22 protein-coding genes are annotated in these 16,504 nt (G+C 62.8%); 7 read left to right on the forward strand and 15 right to left on the reverse strand.

The features are described 5' to 3' along the window. Nucleotide 1: 1 nt before the first annotated feature. Nucleotides 2–577, reverse strand: a complete 576-nt coding sequence (locus RX328_RS31170; RefSeq protein ID WP_213252313.1) for a PQQ-dependent catabolism-associated CXXCW motif protein — start codon at nucleotides 575–577, stop codon at nucleotides 2–4. Beyond that, nucleotides 574–1,458 carry a substrate-binding domain-containing protein gene (locus RX328_RS31175; protein ID WP_213252314.1) on the reverse strand — a complete coding sequence of 295 codons (885 nt, stop codon included), beginning with the start codon at nucleotides 1,456–1,458 and terminating at the stop codon, nucleotides 574–576. Before RX328_RS31175 ends, RX328_RS31170 begins: the two co-directional genes overlap by 4 nt. A 237-nt stretch (nucleotides 1,459–1,695) precedes the next feature. Between RX328_RS31175 and RX328_RS31180 the strand changes: the two genes are divergently transcribed. Both RX328_RS31180 and RX328_RS31185 read left to right on the forward strand, forming a co-directional pair. After that, entirely contained in the window at nucleotides 1,696–2,622 is a 927-nt protein-coding gene (locus RX328_RS31180; RefSeq protein ID WP_213252315.1) for a quinoprotein relay system zinc metallohydrolase 2, read from the forward strand. A 56-nt stretch (nucleotides 2,623–2,678) separates the two neighbouring features. Further along, on the forward strand, nucleotides 2,679–3,497 hold the full coding sequence (locus RX328_RS31185) for a quinoprotein dehydrogenase-associated SoxYZ-like carrier (protein ID WP_213252400.1): 819 nt from the start codon (nucleotides 2,679–2,681) through the stop codon (nucleotides 3,495–3,497). Nucleotides 3,498–3,709: 212 nt separating this feature from the next. Here the strand turns inward: RX328_RS31185 and RX328_RS31190 are convergent, their stop codons facing one another. Continuing rightward, complete coding sequence (locus RX328_RS31190) at nucleotides 3,710–4,069, reverse strand: hypothetical protein (RefSeq protein WP_213252316.1); 360 nt, start codon at nucleotides 4,067–4,069, stop codon at nucleotides 3,710–3,712. 85 nt (nucleotides 4,070–4,154) lie between these two features. On the opposite strand from RX328_RS31190, the gene RX328_RS31195 reads away from it, so the two are divergent. Genes RX328_RS31195 through RX328_RS31215 form a run of 5 tightly spaced genes read left to right on the forward strand, consistent with a single transcriptional unit; the run spans nucleotide 4,155 to nucleotide 7,809 of the window. After that, nucleotides 4,155–5,129, forward strand: a complete 975-nt coding sequence (locus RX328_RS31195) for an ABC transporter substrate-binding protein (RefSeq protein ID WP_213252317.1) — start codon at nucleotides 4,155–4,157, stop codon at nucleotides 5,127–5,129. A gap of 1 nt (nucleotide 5,130) precedes the next feature. Next, a complete protein-coding gene (locus RX328_RS31200; protein ID WP_213252318.1) occupies nucleotides 5,131–5,868 on the forward strand; it encodes an ABC transporter permease in 738 nt (245 codons plus the stop codon). Further along, nucleotides 5,858–6,586, forward strand: coding sequence for an ABC transporter ATP-binding protein (locus tag RX328_RS31205; protein WP_213252319.1), 729 nt, complete (start codon nucleotides 5,858–5,860; stop codon nucleotides 6,584–6,586). Before RX328_RS31200 ends, RX328_RS31205 begins: the two co-directional genes overlap by 11 nt. Nucleotides 6,587–6,634: 48 nt before the next feature. Beyond that, entirely contained in the window at nucleotides 6,635–7,429 is a 795-nt protein-coding gene (locus RX328_RS31210) for a pentapeptide repeat-containing protein (protein WP_213252320.1), read from the forward strand. A 35-nt stretch (nucleotides 7,430–7,464) separates the two neighbouring features. Further along, on the forward strand, nucleotides 7,465–7,809 hold the full coding sequence (locus RX328_RS31215) for a hypothetical protein (RefSeq protein WP_213252321.1): 345 nt from the start codon (nucleotides 7,465–7,467) through the stop codon (nucleotides 7,807–7,809). Between the two features lie 21 nt (nucleotides 7,810–7,830). On the opposite strand, the gene RX328_RS31220 is transcribed toward RX328_RS31215, so the two are convergent. From RX328_RS31220 to RX328_RS31275, 12 genes are all read right to left on the reverse strand, one after another. Continuing rightward, entirely contained in the window at nucleotides 7,831–8,067 is a 237-nt protein-coding gene (locus RX328_RS31220; protein ID WP_213252322.1) for a hypothetical protein, read from the reverse strand. 114 nt (nucleotides 8,068–8,181) lie between these two features. After that, on the reverse strand, nucleotides 8,182–9,048 hold the full coding sequence (locus tag RX328_RS31225) for a hypothetical protein (RefSeq protein WP_213252323.1): 867 nt from the start codon (nucleotides 9,046–9,048) through the stop codon (nucleotides 8,182–8,184). Between the two features lie 306 nt (nucleotides 9,049–9,354). Further along, nucleotides 9,355–9,435 (reverse strand): pyrroloquinoline quinone precursor peptide PqqA, encoded by an 81-nt coding sequence (gene pqqA / locus RX328_RS31230; protein ID WP_072824652.1) that lies wholly within the window; start codon nucleotides 9,433–9,435, stop codon nucleotides 9,355–9,357. 290 nt (nucleotides 9,436–9,725) lie between these two features. Further along, entirely contained in the window at nucleotides 9,726–10,052 is a 327-nt protein-coding gene (locus RX328_RS31235; protein WP_249726505.1) for a hypothetical protein, read from the reverse strand. Nucleotides 10,053–10,187: 135 nt separating this feature from the next. Continuing rightward, nucleotides 10,188–10,412: a hypothetical protein gene (locus RX328_RS31240; protein ID WP_317258544.1), complete on the reverse strand. Its 225-nt coding sequence runs from the start codon at nucleotides 10,410–10,412 to the stop codon at nucleotides 10,188–10,190. A 216-nt stretch (nucleotides 10,413–10,628) separates the two neighbouring features. After that, nucleotides 10,629–11,240, reverse strand: a complete 612-nt coding sequence (locus RX328_RS31245) for a pyridoxamine 5'-phosphate oxidase family protein (protein WP_213252324.1) — start codon at nucleotides 11,238–11,240, stop codon at nucleotides 10,629–10,631. A 13-nt stretch (nucleotides 11,241–11,253) separates the two neighbouring features. Then, nucleotides 11,254–11,853 carry a phosphonate metabolism protein/1,5-bisphosphokinase (PRPP-forming) PhnN gene (gene phnN / locus RX328_RS31250; RefSeq protein WP_213252325.1) on the reverse strand — a complete coding sequence of 200 codons (600 nt, stop codon included), beginning with the start codon at nucleotides 11,851–11,853 and terminating at the stop codon, nucleotides 11,254–11,256. Next, the gene (locus RX328_RS31255) at nucleotides 11,850–13,004 is read right to left on the reverse strand and encodes an alpha-D-ribose 1-methylphosphonate 5-triphosphate diphosphatase (RefSeq protein ID WP_213252326.1); all 1,155 of its coding nucleotides are present in this window, start codon (nucleotides 13,002–13,004) and stop codon (nucleotides 11,850–11,852) included. The genes phnN and RX328_RS31255 overlap by 4 nt, the downstream gene beginning before the upstream one ends. 15 nt (nucleotides 13,005–13,019) lie before the next feature. Then, nucleotides 13,020–13,718, reverse strand: coding sequence for a phosphonate C-P lyase system protein PhnL (gene phnL, locus RX328_RS31260; RefSeq protein WP_213252327.1), 699 nt, complete (start codon nucleotides 13,716–13,718; stop codon nucleotides 13,020–13,022). A gap of 8 nt (nucleotides 13,719–13,726) precedes the next feature. After that, nucleotides 13,727–14,527: a phosphonate C-P lyase system protein PhnK gene (gene phnK / locus RX328_RS31265; protein WP_213252328.1), complete on the reverse strand. Its 801-nt coding sequence runs from the start codon at nucleotides 14,525–14,527 to the stop codon at nucleotides 13,727–13,729. Next, the gene (locus RX328_RS31270) at nucleotides 14,520–15,404 is read right to left on the reverse strand and encodes an alpha-D-ribose 1-methylphosphonate 5-phosphate C-P-lyase PhnJ (protein ID WP_213252329.1); all 885 of its coding nucleotides are present in this window, start codon (nucleotides 15,402–15,404) and stop codon (nucleotides 14,520–14,522) included. Before RX328_RS31270 ends, phnK begins: the two co-directional genes overlap by 8 nt. Beyond that, complete coding sequence (locus tag RX328_RS31275) at nucleotides 15,401–16,504, reverse strand: carbon-phosphorus lyase complex subunit PhnI (protein ID WP_213252330.1); 1,104 nt, start codon at nucleotides 16,502–16,504, stop codon at nucleotides 15,401–15,403. Before RX328_RS31275 ends, RX328_RS31270 begins: the two co-directional genes overlap by 4 nt.

The raw sequence follows: 16,504 nt of genomic DNA on the forward strand, positions 1-16,504 counted from the left end.
GCTAACGCGGCGATGCGGTCTCCTCACCTGTCCTCGGCTCCGGTTGCGACTCCGCCAGCGTCAGGCCAGCCCGTTCCCAACCGTCGGTCCCGTCAGGGTACCACGCCACGTTGGAATAGCCGTAAGTGAGGATGCGCTTGGCCGCGTTCCAGGACATCCAGCAATCGGCAAGACAGTAGATCACCACCAGCGCAGCATTGTTGCCTGCCGTCGCGCGGACAAGCCCGCGCCGCAGATAATCTTCCGTTACGGCCGCGAGCTTTCCGTAGCCGGTGTCCGGCAGCCACACGCTGCCGGGAATGTTGAGCCGCGGCTGATCGCGCCAGATAGTGCCCTCAGGAAGGTTTTGCGGCTTCGGCGCGCGGGGCATTACGTCGATGAATGCGCCGGCCTTGGCTCGCCAGATCGCCTCGGCCTCTGCGGTGGTCAGCACGCGTACACCGGCAAGGGTCGAAGGAACCGGCGCACGGTAGTCTTCCATGCGGTACCCGCCGGGCTCGGGAGGGCTCTCCCGCGCAAAGGTCGAAACGATGAATGGGAATGCCGCAAGGATCAGGCCTGCGAGCGCTTCTCTCATGGCGTTTTAGTTGCCGTCTCCGCGCCGATCGGTCGGTCATTCTCGTCGAGCAAGGGAACGCCGAAGTCCAGCAGTATCTTGTTGACGGCCGGCTGGTTTTCCTGGATCAGGCGATTGAGCTGCCGCTTCCAGTTCTGGTCGGCCGCCCGCACTCCCATGCCGATACGGTACGCCAATCGAGGACCTGTCTTTTCCTTCACGAGGGGCGTGACGTGGAGCGGCGGGTCCGCCTTTTTCGCATAGAAGCCTGCCATCGGTCCCCAGAGAATGCCGGCGTCGATCTTACCGGACATCAGGTCGGCCATCATGGCCTCCGCTGACGACTCCAAACGGGTATCCACCATCAACTGATACGGTTTGGCATTCACCATCAGGCCGTTGACCGCCATATTCGTGGCAGGCGGTGTCCCGGCCACGATGCCGATATGCTTGCCCTTGAGACGCTCGTCTTCCAGCGTGGTTACCTCGTCGAGGCCGCTGCCCTTCTTAGCGACCAGCGCGTAGGCGGTGCGGTAATAGGGATTGGTGCCCTGAACGAGATCATCTCCCTGCGGGAAGCCCATGATGACGTCGCAGCGATGGGCGGCAAGCGTCATGCGGACGAAACCCGTCGCTTGCGGGAAGTACATGTAGTCCAGCTTCTTGTGCAGCTTCTCGGCGAAAAGTTCGGCGATTTTGTTCTCGAATCCCTCGCCCTTGTCGTTGGAGAACGGCAAATTATGCGGGTCGGCGCAGACGCGCAGCACCTTGGGATCGACGAGCTCAATCGACAGATCGCCGCCTTCCTTGATCTGCGCGCGCGCGGGCGCATGACCGAGGAGCGTGGCGATGATCGTCACCACGAAAATCGACAGCCAGCACTTTCGCCCGGCACTTGTCATCGAAAGCTTCTGCACTTCCGGCCCGCCTTGTTGCCAATTTCGACTTGTATCGGCAACCTCGACGAACCGAAGTTCTATTGAAGCCGCAGACACGCAAAATGCTATGCTTGTCGGTTGGAGGCTGCAACAGGAATAATCCTCGCGGCGAATTGGCCGCTTGTGCTGCGATGCAACGATCGTTTCGATGGAACACGGGGAATTGCCGATCGCGCTTCGTGGTAAGACGGAGGCCGAAACATGGCTTATCACGCGTTGATCGTTGCCGTGCTCGCAACGTTCGCTCCGGCGACAGCCTCGCTCGCGCAGCAACAGGAGCTGCCCGTCAACTCCATTGCGGACGGCGTGTTCGTGCACAACGGGCAAATCGCGCAGATGACGCGCGAGAATAACGGCGCGATCGCCAATGTGGGATTCATCGTTGGCCAGGAGGCCGTCGCGGTGATCGATACCGGCGGCAGCCTCCGCGAGGGAAGGCAATTGCTGCCAGCCATTCGCGCCCGAACCGACAAGCCGATCCGCTACGTTATCAATACGCACGGCCACCCCGATCACATCTTCGGCAACGGCGCTTTCGTGCAGGACGGAGCGACGTTTGTCGGCCACGCGAACCTGCCGCGCGCGCTGGCCGCGCGCGGTCAATTCTATCTCGACGCATTTCGCCGCACGATGGGCGATCAATTGATCGATGAAATACGCATCGTGCCGCCAACGCTGCTCGTCAGCGGCACGCTCCAGCTCGATCTCGGCGGGCGAACCCTCGCCGTACGGGCGTGGCCTGCCGCGCATAGCGATTGCGATCTCACGGTGCTTGATGAAAAGACCAGAACCCTGTTCGCGGGCGACCTCGTGTTTCTGACCCACACGCCCGTGCTGGACGGTAGCATCCGCGGCTGGCTGGCCGTCATCGGTGAGCTCGGCGCCTTGCCTGCGGAGCGCGTGGTTCCCGGTCACGGTCCCGTGAGCGGATGGCCGGTCGCCCTCGCCGATCAGCGCCGCTATCTCGAAACGCTGGCCTCAGACGTACGCGGGCTCGTCGCCCGCGGCGAGCCGATAAAATCCGCGGCGGGTACCGCAGCGAGCTCCGAGCGATCCCGGTGGGAATTGTTCGACGACTTCAATGCCCGCAACGCAACCGCGGCATTTTCGGAAATTGAATGGGAATAGCCCGCGCATTGTCCTATATTGCGCGCGTTGCTTCCAACCGTGCGAAGGTCGTGACCATGCCCGGATATCTGTTCCGCCTCGTCGGCGTCGTTGGCTTGCTGCTGTTCGGCGCGCCCTTGCCGCTCGCGGCGGAGACAAGCGGCCTCTGGCCCGGCCTGGTGCAGGACATCTTCAACAATCGCCCGATGAACGATGGCAGCGACGTGATCGGCATTGAAATGCCGTCGCGTGCCGAGGATGCCGCAATCGTCCCGGTGACCTTGCGAACGAAACTTGCGGCCGACGATAGCCGGCAGGTGCTGAGCATTACGCTGGTCATCGACCAGAACCCCGCGCCGATGGCGGCGAAGTTCCAGCTTGGACCGGACGCCAATGTCTCGGAAATCTCCACCCGCGTCCGCGTCAACAATTACACCGATGTCCATGCGGTGGCCGAACTCAGCGACGGCAAACTCTACATGACCAAAACCTATGTGAAGGCCTCCGGCGGCTGCTCAGCGCCTGCCGCCAAGAACGCCGACGAGGCCAAGGCCAGGCTCGGCCAGATGCGCTATCGGCAGTTCGCGAAGGCCGGCGAAGGGCCGGCCAGTGGCGCGCGCGAAGCCCAGATCATGATCGGGCATCCCAACAATTCCGGCTTGCAGATGGACCAGGTCACGCACCTGTATGTCCCGGCTTTCTTCATCAATGAACTGCGGCTCTGGCAGGACGACAGCCTGCTGTTGAAGATGGAAGGCGGCATCTCCATTTCAGAAGACCCCAATATCAGGTTCACCTACGTCTCCAATGGCGCGAAACGCTTTCGTGCCGAGGCAAAGGATACCGAGGGGCACGTCTTCCAGCGCGAATGGAAGATCGACGATTCCGGAATATGATGCGTCTACGGTTAGAATAGCATCATCTCCCGGACGCGGTGCAGCGCGACATCGCTGCTCGGCAGAGCCGGGACCTATTGCGGACATCGTGCGCTCTGGTGACATGGGCCCCGGCTCTGCAGCGCATTACTCGCGTGCTGCGCTGCGTCGGGGCAAGAGAGAAAAACGGTTGCCGCCTGGTCGTCGTCCCCGAAGCGGGGGCCGCGTCGCATTCAGAAGCAGCGCACTTCCGCTTCGGCCTGGGCCCGCCTCAGCTCGTTGACGGCGCTTGCCGCCTGCTCCGACGTGCGGAACGGGCCGCCCAGATCGCCCCGGACCTGCGACATGCTAAGCACGGTTTCGGCCGTGACATAGCGCTGATAGGGCACGAGCGAAGCGATAACATCGATCGAACAGGAGCATTGCTCGATCGCTTGCCGCGTCTCGCCATTCGCTTTCAAACAGCCAAACGCATATTCGACGCGCGCCGACGTCGGGTAATCGTTGAGCTCCTCGGCGTGCGCGCTCACCGCAATCGTCATCAGCGCTGTCAACGTGGCGACAATACGTCGTACCCATCCGACAAGCGTCATCGTCTTCCTCCCGTGCTAACCGTGGAAGCTATGCTATGACTGGCCCGCTGAAAAGCAGACGTTCAAAGATACGGCTCAAGGCACCATGACGCATTTTGCTCGCACGCTGCTTGCTACGATTGTCCTGGTCTCGCTCGGCACGTGCTGCAGCGCCGAGGCGTTACGCGTTGCGGTGCAGAAGACCGGAACATTCGCCTGGGAACTGGCAGTGATCCGCGCGCACGGCCTCGACAAGCAGGCCAACCTTTCGGTCCAGGTTCTTGAACTGGCGAGCCCCGAGGCGGGCAAGATTGCGCTTCGGGCCGGGAATGCCGACATTGTGGTCACCGACTGGCTTTGGGTGTCGCGCGAACGCGGGCTTGGCGCCAAACTGACATTCTATCCCTATTCTAGCGCGCTCGGGGCCGTCGTGGTCCCTGCCTCATCACCGATCCGGACCTTGGCCGATCTCAAGGGCCGCAAGCTCGCCGTCGCGGGCGGACCGATCGACAAGAACTGGCTGCTGCTTTTGGCATGGTTGAAACAGGGCGGCATCGACCTGAAGTCGGACGCAACAATCGCTTACGGCGCGCCGCCACTGCTGGCAGCCAAGACGCTCAGCGGCGAAATGGATGCGACCGTGAACTACTGGAATTTCTGCGCGGCACTGGAGGCGAAGGGCTTCCGCCGCATCGCCGGCATCGAGGATCTGCTGCCGAAGCTTGGCGCCAAGGGCCGCACCGCGATGCTCGGCTACGTTTTCGACGAAAGATGGGCGAACACAAACCAGGACAAAATTGCCCGCTTCATCGCCATGACCCGCGCGGCGAAAGAGATTCTGTCGACCTCGGATGCCGAGTGGGAGAAAATTGCGCCGCTGACCGGCGCTCCAGACGCCGCAACGTTGCACGCCTATCGTGATCGCTATCGAGAGGGAATTCCGCGTCGGCCGATCGCCGATGAAGAGGCCGACGCGCGTATTCTCTACCGCGTGCTGGCTGAAATCGGCGGCCACGAACTTGTCGGGCCGGTGCCTGAACTGGCTGCCGGAACGTTCTATCACGCGATCCCGGGAGATTGAGGTGGCACGCCTGCTGTCTTTCGCGGTGTTCGTCGCAATCTGGTGGATCGCCTCGCTGCTTGCCGGTGACGCGAAGCTTCCACCTCCCCCCACCGTGCTCACGGCCATGATTGCGGAAGCCCGATCGGGTAACCTGTTCTTCCATCTCGGCGCGACATTGGCACGCGTTGCGCTCGCCTTCACCCTGGCGATGGCGCTGGGCGCGGCCATCGGATACCTGATGGGCCGGGTGCGACTTGCCGATCGGCTTGGTGACCCCTGGCTGATCCTGCTGCTCAATCTGCCGGCGCTCGTGGTTATCGTGCTCGCCTACATCTGGGCCGGATTGACTGAAGTGGCCGCAATTGCGGCAATCGCCATCAACAAGCTCCCGACCGCTGTCGTGACGTTGCGCGAGGGAGCACGTGCCCTCGACGCGGCGCTCGACGAAATGGCGACGGTATTCGCGTTGCCGCGCTGGAGCAGGTTTCGACACGTCATTTTGCCGCAACTGTCGCCCTATATCGCAGCCGCCGCACGATCAGGACTTTCCCTGGTCTGGAAGATCGTACTTGTTGCGGAATTGCTTGGACGTCCAAACGGTGTTGGTTTCGAGATTGGCGTGGCGTTCCAGCTATTCGACATTCCATTATTGCTGGCCTACTCGCTGAGCTTCGCCGCGGTCGTGCTTCTCATTGAAACCTTGCTGGTGCAGCCGTTTGAGGCCCGGGTATCCCGGTGGCGTCCCCGTGCGGCTTGAAGTCGATATCGCCAGCAAGACGTTCAAGAGCGCGGCGGGCGAACAGCACGACGTGATCGCCGGGGTCGCCTTCGCTCTTGATGCAGGCGAGGCCGGAGTATTGGTCGGCCCATCCGGCTGCGGCAAGAGTACGATGCTCCGGATTCTCGCCGGCCTCGACCCCGATTTTCAAGGGCGCGTCTCGCGTCCTCCCGGCGCGCGGATCGGCTTCGTGTTCCAAGAGCCGCGGCTGTTGCCGTGGCGGTCGGTCGAGGAGAATGTGCGACTTGCCGCGCCTGCCGCCGATGAAGCGAAGCTTTCAGCACTCTTCGAAATTCTGGAGCTGAAGGCACATCGCAACCATTTTCCCGGCGAGTTATCGCTCGGCCTCGCGCGGCGCGTTGCGCTTGCCCGCGCGTTCGCCGTCGAGCCGGAGCTGCTCATTCTCGACGAACCGCTTGCCTCGCTCGATGCCGCTCTTGCGAGCCGCCTGCGCGATGAGATCGCCACGTTGATGGACGGTCGGTCCATGATAACGCTGCTGGTCACCCACGATGTGAACGATGCGGTTCGTCTCGGCGATCGCGTGATCCTGCTGTCGCCACGCCCGGCCCGGATTCTCGCAGACCTGCCCATCCGCACGCCGCGAAGCGTACGCGGAGAAGTCGAGATCGCCGCAATCAAGTCGGAAATCATGCGGCGGATCAATGGCGATACCACCAAGCAGGCTGCCTTGTAGGCAGTGCCCGAGGCCGGTGCTAGGATGCGTGATAGGTTGGGATTGACGATGAAACGCTCGATCGGAATCGCAGCGCTCGGTCTTTCTCTTGTGGCCATGACGGCAGCGGCCCAAGACATGATGCGTCATGTTGACCTGTCGTCGCCCGATATGACGTCGGCCGAAATGACTCGCGCCGAGGTCGAGGCCGCGCTTGCTGCGGCGACCACCGCCGCACCCGCTGACTTCACGGGGAAAAGACTATCCGGCCTCGATCTGTCCGGGCTCAACCTGTCCGGCGCAATTTTCCGCGCGGCCAGGCTCAACAAGACCAAGCTCGCCGGCGCCAAGCTCGACCGTGCCATTCTCGACCAGGCATGGCTGCTGGAAGCGGACTTCACTGGCGCAAGCCTCAGGAGCGCAAATCTGTTCGCCTCGCAGATGGCCCGCGCCCGCCTTGACGGCGCCGACCTTTCGCGCGCACGCGTTGCTGCCGACCTAACCGGCGCGAGCCTCGTCGGAGCCTCGATCGCGGAAGCAAATCTTGGCGCCGACATGCGTAATCAGTCTATGGGGCTGATGCGCGCGGTGCTGAAATCCGCCAATCTGGAACGGCTGAACGCGCGCGGCGCCGACCTGTCTCGCGTCGATCTCGAATTTGCGATGCTGAAGGGCAGCGACCTCACCGGTGCTTCTCTCAAGGGTGCCCAACTCGGCGGGGCCGACCTGACCGGCGTCACCGTCATCGACACCGATTTCGAGGGTGCCGATCTCGATACGGCCCGGTTGATCGCCCCAATCGGTCTCGATCGGGCGAGAAACTTCGATAAAGTCAGAAATCGAGACCGACTGGTAAGGCAATAATGGCTCCCAGCGCCCCGCGACGAAAGGATGGCCCGATGCGATGGATACTGGCTTTGGTTGCACTGTTGTCAACGAGCGCCAATGAGGTGGCCGCGCAGGGAAAGGGCATCCGATTATGGAATCTTACCACGGCGACGATTTCCGAATTTCAGCTTTCCCCGCCCGGAAAGAACGACTGGGGTCCTAACCTCACCCTGAACGACAAGGACAAGGAAGTAGACCACGACGAGCGCCTGCGTATCACCGGCGTGCAGCCGGGGCGCTACGACGCCAAAGTCGGCTACCGCGGCTCAAAGCACTGCTTCGTACGCGACATCGAAATCAAGGCCGACGCCGTGTTTTCGATTGCGGACAAGGATTTGAAAGACTGCAACAAGTAGCCGCCACTGCCGGACGACCATTCAGCCTGTCGACCACACGGCGTCGCCGGAAGCCTTTCGATTGAGGCCTGGATATTCGCAACGCCACTTGACCGCGGTCCATTTCGGGTGTTCGCCAACCCACTGCGCGATATAGGGCTGCGCAGCCATGGCGCATTGTTGCAACGAAACATTTGAAGAGAAGACCAGATGGGTTTCCTCGCACGTGGTGGGCGAGAGCACCGCACAGACGGTCACGACCAAGTCTATCGGGGTCATTGCTGATATCCCTTGATTAGTTCCCGGATAGATAACGCAAAGAGCTACGGCAATAGGCGAAGCAAGGTTTCACTACACTGTGAAAAGGCCGGAACCCGGCCGTGCGTCCCCGCGCTAGAAGTTAACGCCAAATACCAGCCGCGCCTGGTGGCGGTCGAAATTGACCAGATCAAGGCTGGCAGTTGACCCGGCCGGACGTCCCCACGCCTGAACGCTCCAGCTCGCGGTCAGCCGCGAGTGCTTCGACAATTGGAAATACGCTGTCGGACCGACGAACATCGCCTGCCCAACAAGTTCCTCCAAGCCGATCCCCTCATACTTCCGCGAGTACCGCGCCTCACCGCCCAGCAGAAAACCCGGCCGCACCTGCGCCAGCACCCCGAGCGCCACGCCCGCGGCGGAGTCACGCTCCATGGCGCTACTGCCGACCAGGCGCGTCCATTCCGGTTCGTAGATCAAGTTGAACGCCGCGATGACGCGATTCGGGACGAGCTCCCGATCGAACGCCAACCTGAATTCAGTCCCGAAACTCCGCACCCCTTCAGCCGTCGTTTCATCGATACGATGCGCGTGGATTTCTGTCGCGAAAGTGAGCCCGAACGGCGCCACCTCCCTATCGAGAAAACGGTAGCGCAAATCGACCGATGCGCCCTGCCACGATAGCCGGCGCTGATCGTCAAGACCCGGCACGCCGCTGATCTTTTGCGATGCAAACGTGCTACCCACCTCGATTCGAAAATTCCGGACAGGTACAAACTCCAGCTCAAAATCCTGGCCGACAGCCCGATAAGTACCGCCGCTCCTGCCGAAGCGCCCGGTCGTGTCCGTTTGAAACTCCCGTTCGCCGACGCTGCCGACATCGGTTCCGATCATGAAGCCGAATATATGCTCGGTATCGAAGGCCTCCGCGTGGGCGCAGGCCGGTAGCAGCGCAACAAGAGACACGACCACAGCCTGGAAGGTCTCTGCACGCGTCAACATTCGCATTCAGGGGGTCATGAGGTTGAACGGGTAAGTCCGTGGTATCAGCCGAGACTTACCCTAGCATGAGGCAGGGACCGTCGGCGAGCCAAGGGACAAATTGGAATCTAGATGGGATAAGCGTGCGAGCCTAGACCGGATGGCCTTCGGCGGCCGCCTACGGGATTCCTGTCCAGTTGGTCAGGATCCGCGCGTGCAGCAAGCAGTGGAAAACTTCCTTGGAAAGTCCTGCAGCTGGAGCGCGCGCAGTTGCCCGGCCCGCGGCAACAGGCCGTTGCCGGAGCCGGGCAGACCGTTTCGACGCGTCTATTTACGCGCCGCGCAGGCGTACATGTTGATTTCCATGCCCACCGGCACTTCGACGATCTTCGGAGTCTTCCAACTCATCAGGGTCCTCCCAAGCAGTGCTGGCACGACGTTCGTGCCTGGACGAAAACTAGGGTCACCGTGGACAGAGCGCAAGTACGCAAGGTCGAAGGTCGCACTATGCGCACTATCTCCGAAGCAAGAAGTTCGCTCTTGGACAAGCCGACTTCCCTCTTGGACAAACGCTGCGGATCAGGGCGCCGAATCGACGCATGCACCGCGAGGGTTCGTCCAATCACCGCTCGAACGATTTCCGTTACGCATCCGCGCTCGTCTGCCGAAGCGGCATGACGGCTAGGGTGATAGTTATCTCAGCAGTCCTTGTCTGCCTCTGTGACCTTGTCGGGCTTGGCACCCTCAGCCTGCTGTGCCGCCGTCGGTTCGCCTTGCATCTGCCGCTGCGTATCTTGTGAAGAGGCTGCAGTTTCTCCAGCCGCCCGGTTCATGGTGCCGGTCGGCGGATGTTGGCTGGTGCTGCTCGCCATACCCGTTGTTTGACTGTCGCCTGTCTGGGCCGGGCCGGAGCCTGCGTCCTTGAGGTTGGCGGCGCGTCCCGTATCGCAGGGACCGGCCAGTGCTGTGCCGGTGCTCAAGACCAGGACGGAGCAACCAGCAAGAATGAGCCGTTTCATTTTCATCTGCCTCTCCTTTCAGCGCGCACAACGCGATGAGAGGCAACCGACCCGTTGTCCGCAGGTTCCGGGTGACTACGTGAATATCGACATGTTTATCTGACGCGTGATTTCTGGCGAGGACAATCCAATGGAACCGATTCACCACGGGTTGATCAGTTTTCTCTTGGCGCTGTGCTTTGCATCGGCGGTGTTTGCGCAGGAAAGGCAGCTTGGCCAAACCGCACCGAATGCGGAAAACGCCCTGCCCGCTGACGGGTCGTCGCTGACCGGAAAAGAGCGCTTGGGAAAAAAGTGGATGGACGAGCAACGGATCGACAATTGCAACGTGCCCATCGACAGGCGCGGCAGCAGGCCGCGATCCATCACCTGCCCGCATGTTCCGGCAGGATGATCAGCGACGACGGTGCAACGGTCGACATCGACCAGACGAACTCGTGCGTGCCGCGGCGCTGGTCCGGAATTTTCTCAAATGCGCGGAGAAGGTGATCCGCTACGCCTGAATACCATCGGCATGCTCGCGCGGTCGTCTGAACGGCTTGCCGTATGCCCGCTGCCGAATCGCGATGCGATATCAGGGCATCACCACATCGTTTGCCGGGCGCGCTCCGGCCATTCCCGATCGTATTTCTCGCCGCCAACGGTGTTGTCGCTCATCTCGGCCAGGATCTGGCCGGGCGTCGGCAAGCTCCTGGGATCGACCCGCTTGTCGGGATTCCAAAGATCGGACCGCACGATGGCACGCGCGCACTGGAAGTAAACCTCCTCCACCGTCACGACGATAACGGTGCGCGGCGCCTTGCCTTCCATCTTGAATGACGCGAGCAGCTCCGGATCGGCCGAGACATGCGCGCGGCCGTTGATGCGCAGCGTGCTGCCGGAGCCGGGGATGAGAAACAAAAGCGCCACCCGGGGGTCACGCACGATGTTGCGCAGCGAGTCGCAGCGGTTGTTGCCACGGCGATCCGGCATCATCAGCGTCTTCTCGTCGTCGACGCGAACGAAGCCCGCAAGGTCGCCGCGCGGCGAGCAGTCCAGCCCTTCCGGCCCGCAGGTCGCGAGCGCCGCGAACGGCGATTTGTCCATCAACGCCCGATAGGCTGGCGTGACGCGGTCGGCGACTTTGACCGTCGAGGCATCGTTGGGAAAGCCGTAGATGGCCTCGAGCTGCTCGATGGTTGCGACAACGCTCATTTCCGGTCTCCCCTCAGCGATCCCATTTCTCACCCTTGATGACGCGGACGAGCTGACGGGCATGGTACTCGGCGCTGCCGGTATTGACGATGGTGACGTCGGGCGCGGCCTCGGCGTCCTCCACTGTGCGGCTCAAGCGGGCCTCGAGCCTGCCGTCGCTGCTCCGCCGCCGCATCGCAAGCCGTTCGGACAGAACGTTCGGCGGGGCCGTGATCGAAACCACCGCCACGTCGGCATAGGCGCGACGCATCGCGCCAATCACGGTGCGCGATACATTGGCAACGATGGTTCGCCCGGCGCGGATTTCGTCATCGATCGCGCGCGACAGTGCGTAGCAATGGCCGTGAGCTTCCCAATGGATGGCGTATTCGCCACGCGTCAGAGCCTCCTGAAACGTGCCGGCGCTGACCTGTTCGTTTTCTTCCGACGCCGACGCCTCGCGCGTGATAACGCGGCGGGGAAACACAATGTTGCTGTCATCGGCGCAGGCTGCCCTGGCGAGGCCGAGCAGCGTGTCCTTGCCGGCACCGCTCGGACCGACCACCAGGATCAAGCGGCCCGGCCCGATTACGGTCGTCTGATCTGGCGCTGTGGTTGTCAGCGATTCCGTCATGCCACGCGCCGCCCTTCCCGCCAGGCGCTGCGCACCACTGGAATGTTACGGGCGACATGCACCCGGATCACATCGGCGCGCTTGCCGGGCGCAATCTCGCCACGGTCCGCAAGGCCCACGGCCTCGGCCGGCGTCTTGGTCACGGTGCGAACGGCGGCGGCCAGATCGATCGCCGGCACATGCCGCGGCAATTGCAGGGCCGCCATCAACAGGCTCGAAGGGATGTAGTCGGACGACAGGATATCCAGCAGTCCTTCGCGGGCGAGATCGATCGCGGCGATGTTGCCGGAATGCGAACCGCCGCGAACCACGTTCGGTGCCCCCATCAGGATGCTGATGCCGGCCTGATGCAGGCCGCGCGCGGCTTCCATCGTGGTCGGAAACTCCGCCACGGCGACGCGATCCTGGATCGCATCGGCGACGTTTTCCTCGGTCGTATCGTCGTGGCTGGCGAGCGGAATTTCATATTGATGCGCAAGCGCGACGATTTCGCGCATGTTGGCCGCGGCATAGGTTTTTTGATAATGAAAGCGCTTCTCGAACAGCGCATCGAGCTCGGCGTCGGTCTTGCCGCCGCCCTTGCCGCGGTAATAATCGCGGAGCTTGACCTCGTCGCGGAACTGGCGCTGGCCCGGCGTGTGGTCCATCAGTGACATCAGCCGCACGTCCGGCCGCTCGATCAGCTCCTTGGCTTCCTCGACCACGCTGGGCATCGGGATTTCGCAACGCAGGTGCAGGAAGTGGTCGGCACGCAGCAGGTTTGCCTCGCGCGCGGATGTAATCGCCTCCGCCAAGAGGCCTGCCCTGCCGTCAACCTCCTCGGCGCCGTCCTCGCGCCAGACCCGCAGCGAATCCAGAACCGTGGTGATGCCCGATGTCGCCAGCTGTCCGTCGTAGGAGACCACCGCCGCGATCGGGTCCCAAAACACCTTTGGGCGCGGCACATAGTGCATTTCGAGATGGTCGGTGTGCAGCTCGATTAGGCCTGGCATGATCAGGTCGCCGCCGGCGTCCTCGCTGCCTGACGGCGCAGTGCCCTCGCCGTATTCCGCGATGCGGCCATCTGCGAAAACGACCCAGCCATGCTCGATCACGCGATCGGCCAGGACGAGGCGGGCATTGCCGAGGATGGTTTCGTGCTTCGAAGTCATCTCATATCTCTTCCTTCAGGCCGCGGCGGCAAACGATGTCACGTCGACAACGCGGTCGGCGATCAGATGACGAATTTCATCGTCATGGACGATCGCCACCATCGCGACGCGCTGTCGTTTCTTCTGTTCAATCAACTCGACGACAACCGCTCGATTGGCGGCATCGAGCGAAGCTGTGGGCTCGTCCAGCAGCAGAATCGGCAGATCGGAAATGAAACCACGCGCGATGTTGACGCGCTGCTGTTCGCCGCCGGAGAACGTCGACGGCGGCAGCGCCCACAGGCGCTCGGGAATGTTGAGGCGGCGCAGCAGCGCGCCCGCCCTCTCGCGAGCTTCCGCGCGTGCAATTCCGTTCGCGATCAGCGGCTCCGCCACCACGTCGATGCTGGCGACCCGCGGCACCGCCCGCAAGAACTGGCTGACATAGCCGATGGTCGAGCGGCGCACGCTGAGCACCTGCCGGGGTTCGGCCGTGGCGAGATCGATCACCGTGCCCTGATGCCGGATGCCGATCCGGCCGCCATCGCAGCGGTAATTGCCAAAAATCATTTTCAGGATTGAGGATTTGCCGGCGCCTGAGGAGCCCGACAGCACGACGCATTCGCCCGGCTCGACCTGAAACGAGACGCAGCGCACCACGGGCAGTTCGACGCCGCCCTGCAGGTGCATGATAAAGGTCTTTTCAGCGTTGGTGATGTCGATCATCGCAGTCATTGGCGCGCTCATGCCGGCAGGATCGAGGAGACGAGCAATTGAGTATAGGGCTCGCGGGGATCGTCTAGCACCTGGTCGGTCAGGCCGGTTTCGATGACGCGACCACCCTTCATCACCATCACACGGTGCGACAACAGCCGCGCCACTGCGAGGTCGTGGGTGACGACGATGGCGGCAAGGCCGAGCTCGCTGACGAGATTGCGCATGAGATCGAGTAGCCGCGCCTGCACCGACACGTCGAGCCCGCCGGTCGGCTCGTCCATGAACACCAGCCGCGGCTCGGTGACGAGATTGCGCGCGATCTGCAGCCGTTGCCGCATGCCGCCGGAATAGGTCCGCGGTGCGTCGTCGATACGCGCGGTATCTATCTCGACGCGCTCCAGCCAGGATGAGGCGGTGCCGCGGATGCGGCCGTAGTGATTCCAGCCCACCGCCATCAGCCGCTCGCCGACATTGGCGCCGGCCGAGACCGCCATCCGCAGGCCTTGCGCGGGGTCCTGGTGCACATAGCCCCAATCTGTGCGGAACAGAAAGCGGCGCTCGGCCTCGCCGAGGCTGGCAAGATCGCGCAACATGCCGTCCCGCATCCGGTACGACACCCGCCCGGCGCTCGGCGCGAGTTGCGCAGACAACAGTTGCAGCAGCGTGGACTTGCCCGAGCCGGACTCGCCGACAACAGCCAGCACCTCACCAAGATAAAGCGCAAACGATACGTCGCGGCAGGCAGTCAACCGGCCATAGGTCTTACCGAGGTGTTCGGCAACCAGCAGCGGCTGGTCATCCTGCATGGGATCTTGCGGCTCAGCCATGCGCCCTCTCCTTGTGCGGCGCTGCGCTCTCGCTGCCGCGATGACCAGCCAACTGGCGAGACTCGCAATAATCGGTATCCGAGCAGACGAACATCCGCCCGCCCTTGTCGTCTGTGACGATTTCGTCGAGATAGGAATCGCCGGCGCCGCACAGCGCGCAAGGCGCATCGAACCGGTAGCGCGTGAACGGGTGGTCTTCGAAATCGAGCGATACCACGTCCGTGTGCGGCGGGATCGCGTAAATGCGCTTCTCGCGCCCGGCGCCGAACAATTGCAGCGCCGGGCAATTGTCCATCTTCGGATTGTCGAATTTCGGTGTCGGCGACGGGTCCATCACATAGCGCGCATTCACCTTCACGGGATAGGCATAGGAGGTCGCGATATGGCCGAAGCGCGCGATGTCCTCGTACAGCTTGACGTGCATCAGGCCATATTCGCCCAGCGCATGCATGCGCCGCGTCTCGGTCTCGCGCGGCTCCAGGAACCGCAGCGGCTCGGGGATCGGCACCTGATAGACCAGCACCTGACCCGCATGGAGCGGCACTTCGGGAATCCGGTGCCGGGTCTGGATCACGGTGGCGTCTGACGTGGACGTGGTTGTCGCGACACCAGCGGTCTTGCCGAAGAATTTCCGGATCGAGATCGCGTTGGTGGTGTCGTCCGAACCCTGGTCGATCACCTTCAGCACATCCTGTGGCCCCAGGATCGCCGCCGTCACTTGCACGCCGCCGGTGCCCCAGCCGTAGGGCATCGGCATTTCGCGGCTGGCGAACGGCACCTGATAGCCGGGAATCGCGATCGCCTTCAGGATTGCGCGGCGGATCATCCGCTTTGTCTGTTCGTCGAGGTAGGCGAAATTGTAAGCCGGCGCGTTCATTCCGCGGCCTCCTGCATGTCCGGCGCCTCATTGGCCTCGGCGAACTCCTTGCGCAATTTGCGCAGCAGACCGAGCTCGGATTGAAAGTCGACGTAATGCGGCAGCTTGAGATGCTCGACGAAGCCGGTCGCCTGAACATTGTCCGAGTGCGACATCACGAATTCCTCGTCCTGGGCTGGAGCGATCACTTCCTCGCCCAGCTCGCGGGCACGCAGGCTGCGGTCGACCAACGCCATCGACATGGTCTTGCGCTCGCTTTGTCCGAAGGCCAGACCATAGCCGCGCGTAAAGCATGGCGCTTCCGTCGCCGATCCCTTGAACTGGTTGACCATCTGGCACTCGGTCAGCTCGATCGCGCCAAGCGGGACGGCAAAGCCCGCATCCTCGGCGAAGAACTCAACCTCCACCTCGCCGAAGCGGATTTCGCCGGCAAAGGGATGGTTGCGGCCGTAGCCGCGCTGTGAGGAATAGCCGAGTGCGAGCAGGAACCCCTCGTCGGCCCGCGCAAGATTTTGCAGCCGCAGATCGCGGTCGGCCGGAAAACTCAGCGGCTCGCGCGTGAGATCGCCGACCGGCGCATCGGCATCCGCGGCCGGCGACGATTCGATCAAGCCATCGCGACCGAGAATGTCGGTGACGCGCGGCATTGCCGTCTGCGTTGCCTCCGACGTCGCCGGCTGCTCCGGCACAAAACCGTCCGCAAGCTGCGGGTCCAGCAAACGATGGGTATAATCGAAGGTCGGCCCCAGGATCTGGCCACCTGGAATATCCTTGAAGGTCGAGGAGATCCGCCGGCGCACCTGCATCTCGCCGGTGTTGACCGGCTCGGTCGCGCCGAAGCGCGGCAATGTGGCGCGAAAGGCGCGGACCAGGAAGATCGCCTCGATCAGGTCGCCGCGCGCCTGCTTGATCGCGAGTGCCGCCAGCTCGCGATCGTAGAGCGAGCCTTCCGTCATGACGCGATCGACGCCGAGCGAGAGCTGCTCGGCAATTTGCGCCAGCGAGAGTTCGGGCACATCACGGTCGCCACGCCGCTCATGCGCAAGCAGCCGGTGGGCATTCTCAATGGCGCGTTCGCCTCCTTTGACGGCTACATACAT

The organism is Bradyrhizobium sp. sBnM-33, assembly GCF_032917945.1.
In the GTDB taxonomy this organism is placed as follows: Bacteria; Pseudomonadota; Alphaproteobacteria; order Rhizobiales; family Xanthobacteraceae; genus Bradyrhizobium.

Coding starts and splice junctions, on each gene's coding strand:
- RX328_RS31170 (WP_213252313.1), bottom strand. CDS start 577: ATGAGAGAAGCGCTCGCAGGCCTGATCCTTGCGGCATTCCCATTCATC.
- RX328_RS31175 (WP_213252314.1), bottom strand. CDS start 1,458: ATGACAAGTGCCGGGCGAAAGTGCTGGCTGTCGATTTTCGTGGTGACG.
- RX328_RS31180 (WP_213252315.1), top strand. CDS start 1,696: ATGGCTTATCACGCGTTGATCGTTGCCGTGCTCGCAACGTTCGCTCCG.
- RX328_RS31185 (WP_213252400.1), top strand. CDS start 2,679: ATGCCCGGATATCTGTTCCGCCTCGTCGGCGTCGTTGGCTTGCTGCTG.
- RX328_RS31190 (WP_213252316.1), bottom strand. CDS start 4,069: ATGACGCTTGTCGGATGGGTACGACGTATTGTCGCCACGTTGACAGCG.
- RX328_RS31195 (WP_213252317.1), top strand. CDS start 4,155: ATGACGCATTTTGCTCGCACGCTGCTTGCTACGATTGTCCTGGTCTCG.
- RX328_RS31210 (WP_213252320.1), top strand. CDS start 6,635: ATGAAACGCTCGATCGGAATCGCAGCGCTCGGTCTTTCTCTTGTGGCC.
- RX328_RS31215 (WP_213252321.1), top strand. CDS start 7,465: ATGCGATGGATACTGGCTTTGGTTGCACTGTTGTCAACGAGCGCCAAT.
- RX328_RS31220 (WP_213252322.1), bottom strand. CDS start 8,067: ATGACCCCGATAGACTTGGTCGTGACCGTCTGTGCGGTGCTCTCGCCC.
- RX328_RS31225 (WP_213252323.1), bottom strand. CDS start 9,048: ATGTTGACGCGTGCAGAGACCTTCCAGGCTGTGGTCGTGTCTCTTGTT.
- pqqA (WP_072824652.1), bottom strand. CDS start 9,435: ATGAGTTGGAAGACTCCGAAGATCGTCGAAGTGCCGGTGGGCATGGAA.
- RX328_RS31235 (WP_249726505.1), bottom strand. CDS start 10,052: ATGAAAATGAAACGGCTCATTCTTGCTGGTTGCTCCGTCCTGGTCTTG.
- RX328_RS31240 (WP_317258544.1), bottom strand. CDS start 10,412: ATGGATCGCGGCCTGCTGCCGCGCCTGTCGATGGGCACGTTGCAATTG.
- RX328_RS31245 (WP_213252324.1), bottom strand. CDS start 11,240: ATGAGCGTTGTCGCAACCATCGAGCAGCTCGAGGCCATCTACGGCTTT.
- phnN (WP_213252325.1), bottom strand. CDS start 11,853: ATGACGGAATCGCTGACAACCACAGCGCCAGATCAGACGACCGTAATC.
- RX328_RS31255 (WP_213252326.1), bottom strand. CDS start 13,004: ATGACTTCGAAGCACGAAACCATCCTCGGCAATGCCCGCCTCGTCCTG.
- phnL (WP_213252327.1), bottom strand. CDS start 13,718: ATGACTGCGATGATCGACATCACCAACGCTGAAAAGACCTTTATCATG.
- phnK (WP_213252328.1), bottom strand. CDS start 14,527: ATGGCTGAGCCGCAAGATCCCATGCAGGATGACCAGCCGCTGCTGGTT.
- RX328_RS31270 (WP_213252329.1), bottom strand. CDS start 15,404: ATGAACGCGCCGGCTTACAATTTCGCCTACCTCGACGAACAGACAAAG.
- RX328_RS31275 (WP_213252330.1), bottom strand. CDS start 16,504: ATGTATGTAGCCGTCAAAGGAGGCGAACGCGCCATTGAGAATGCCCAC.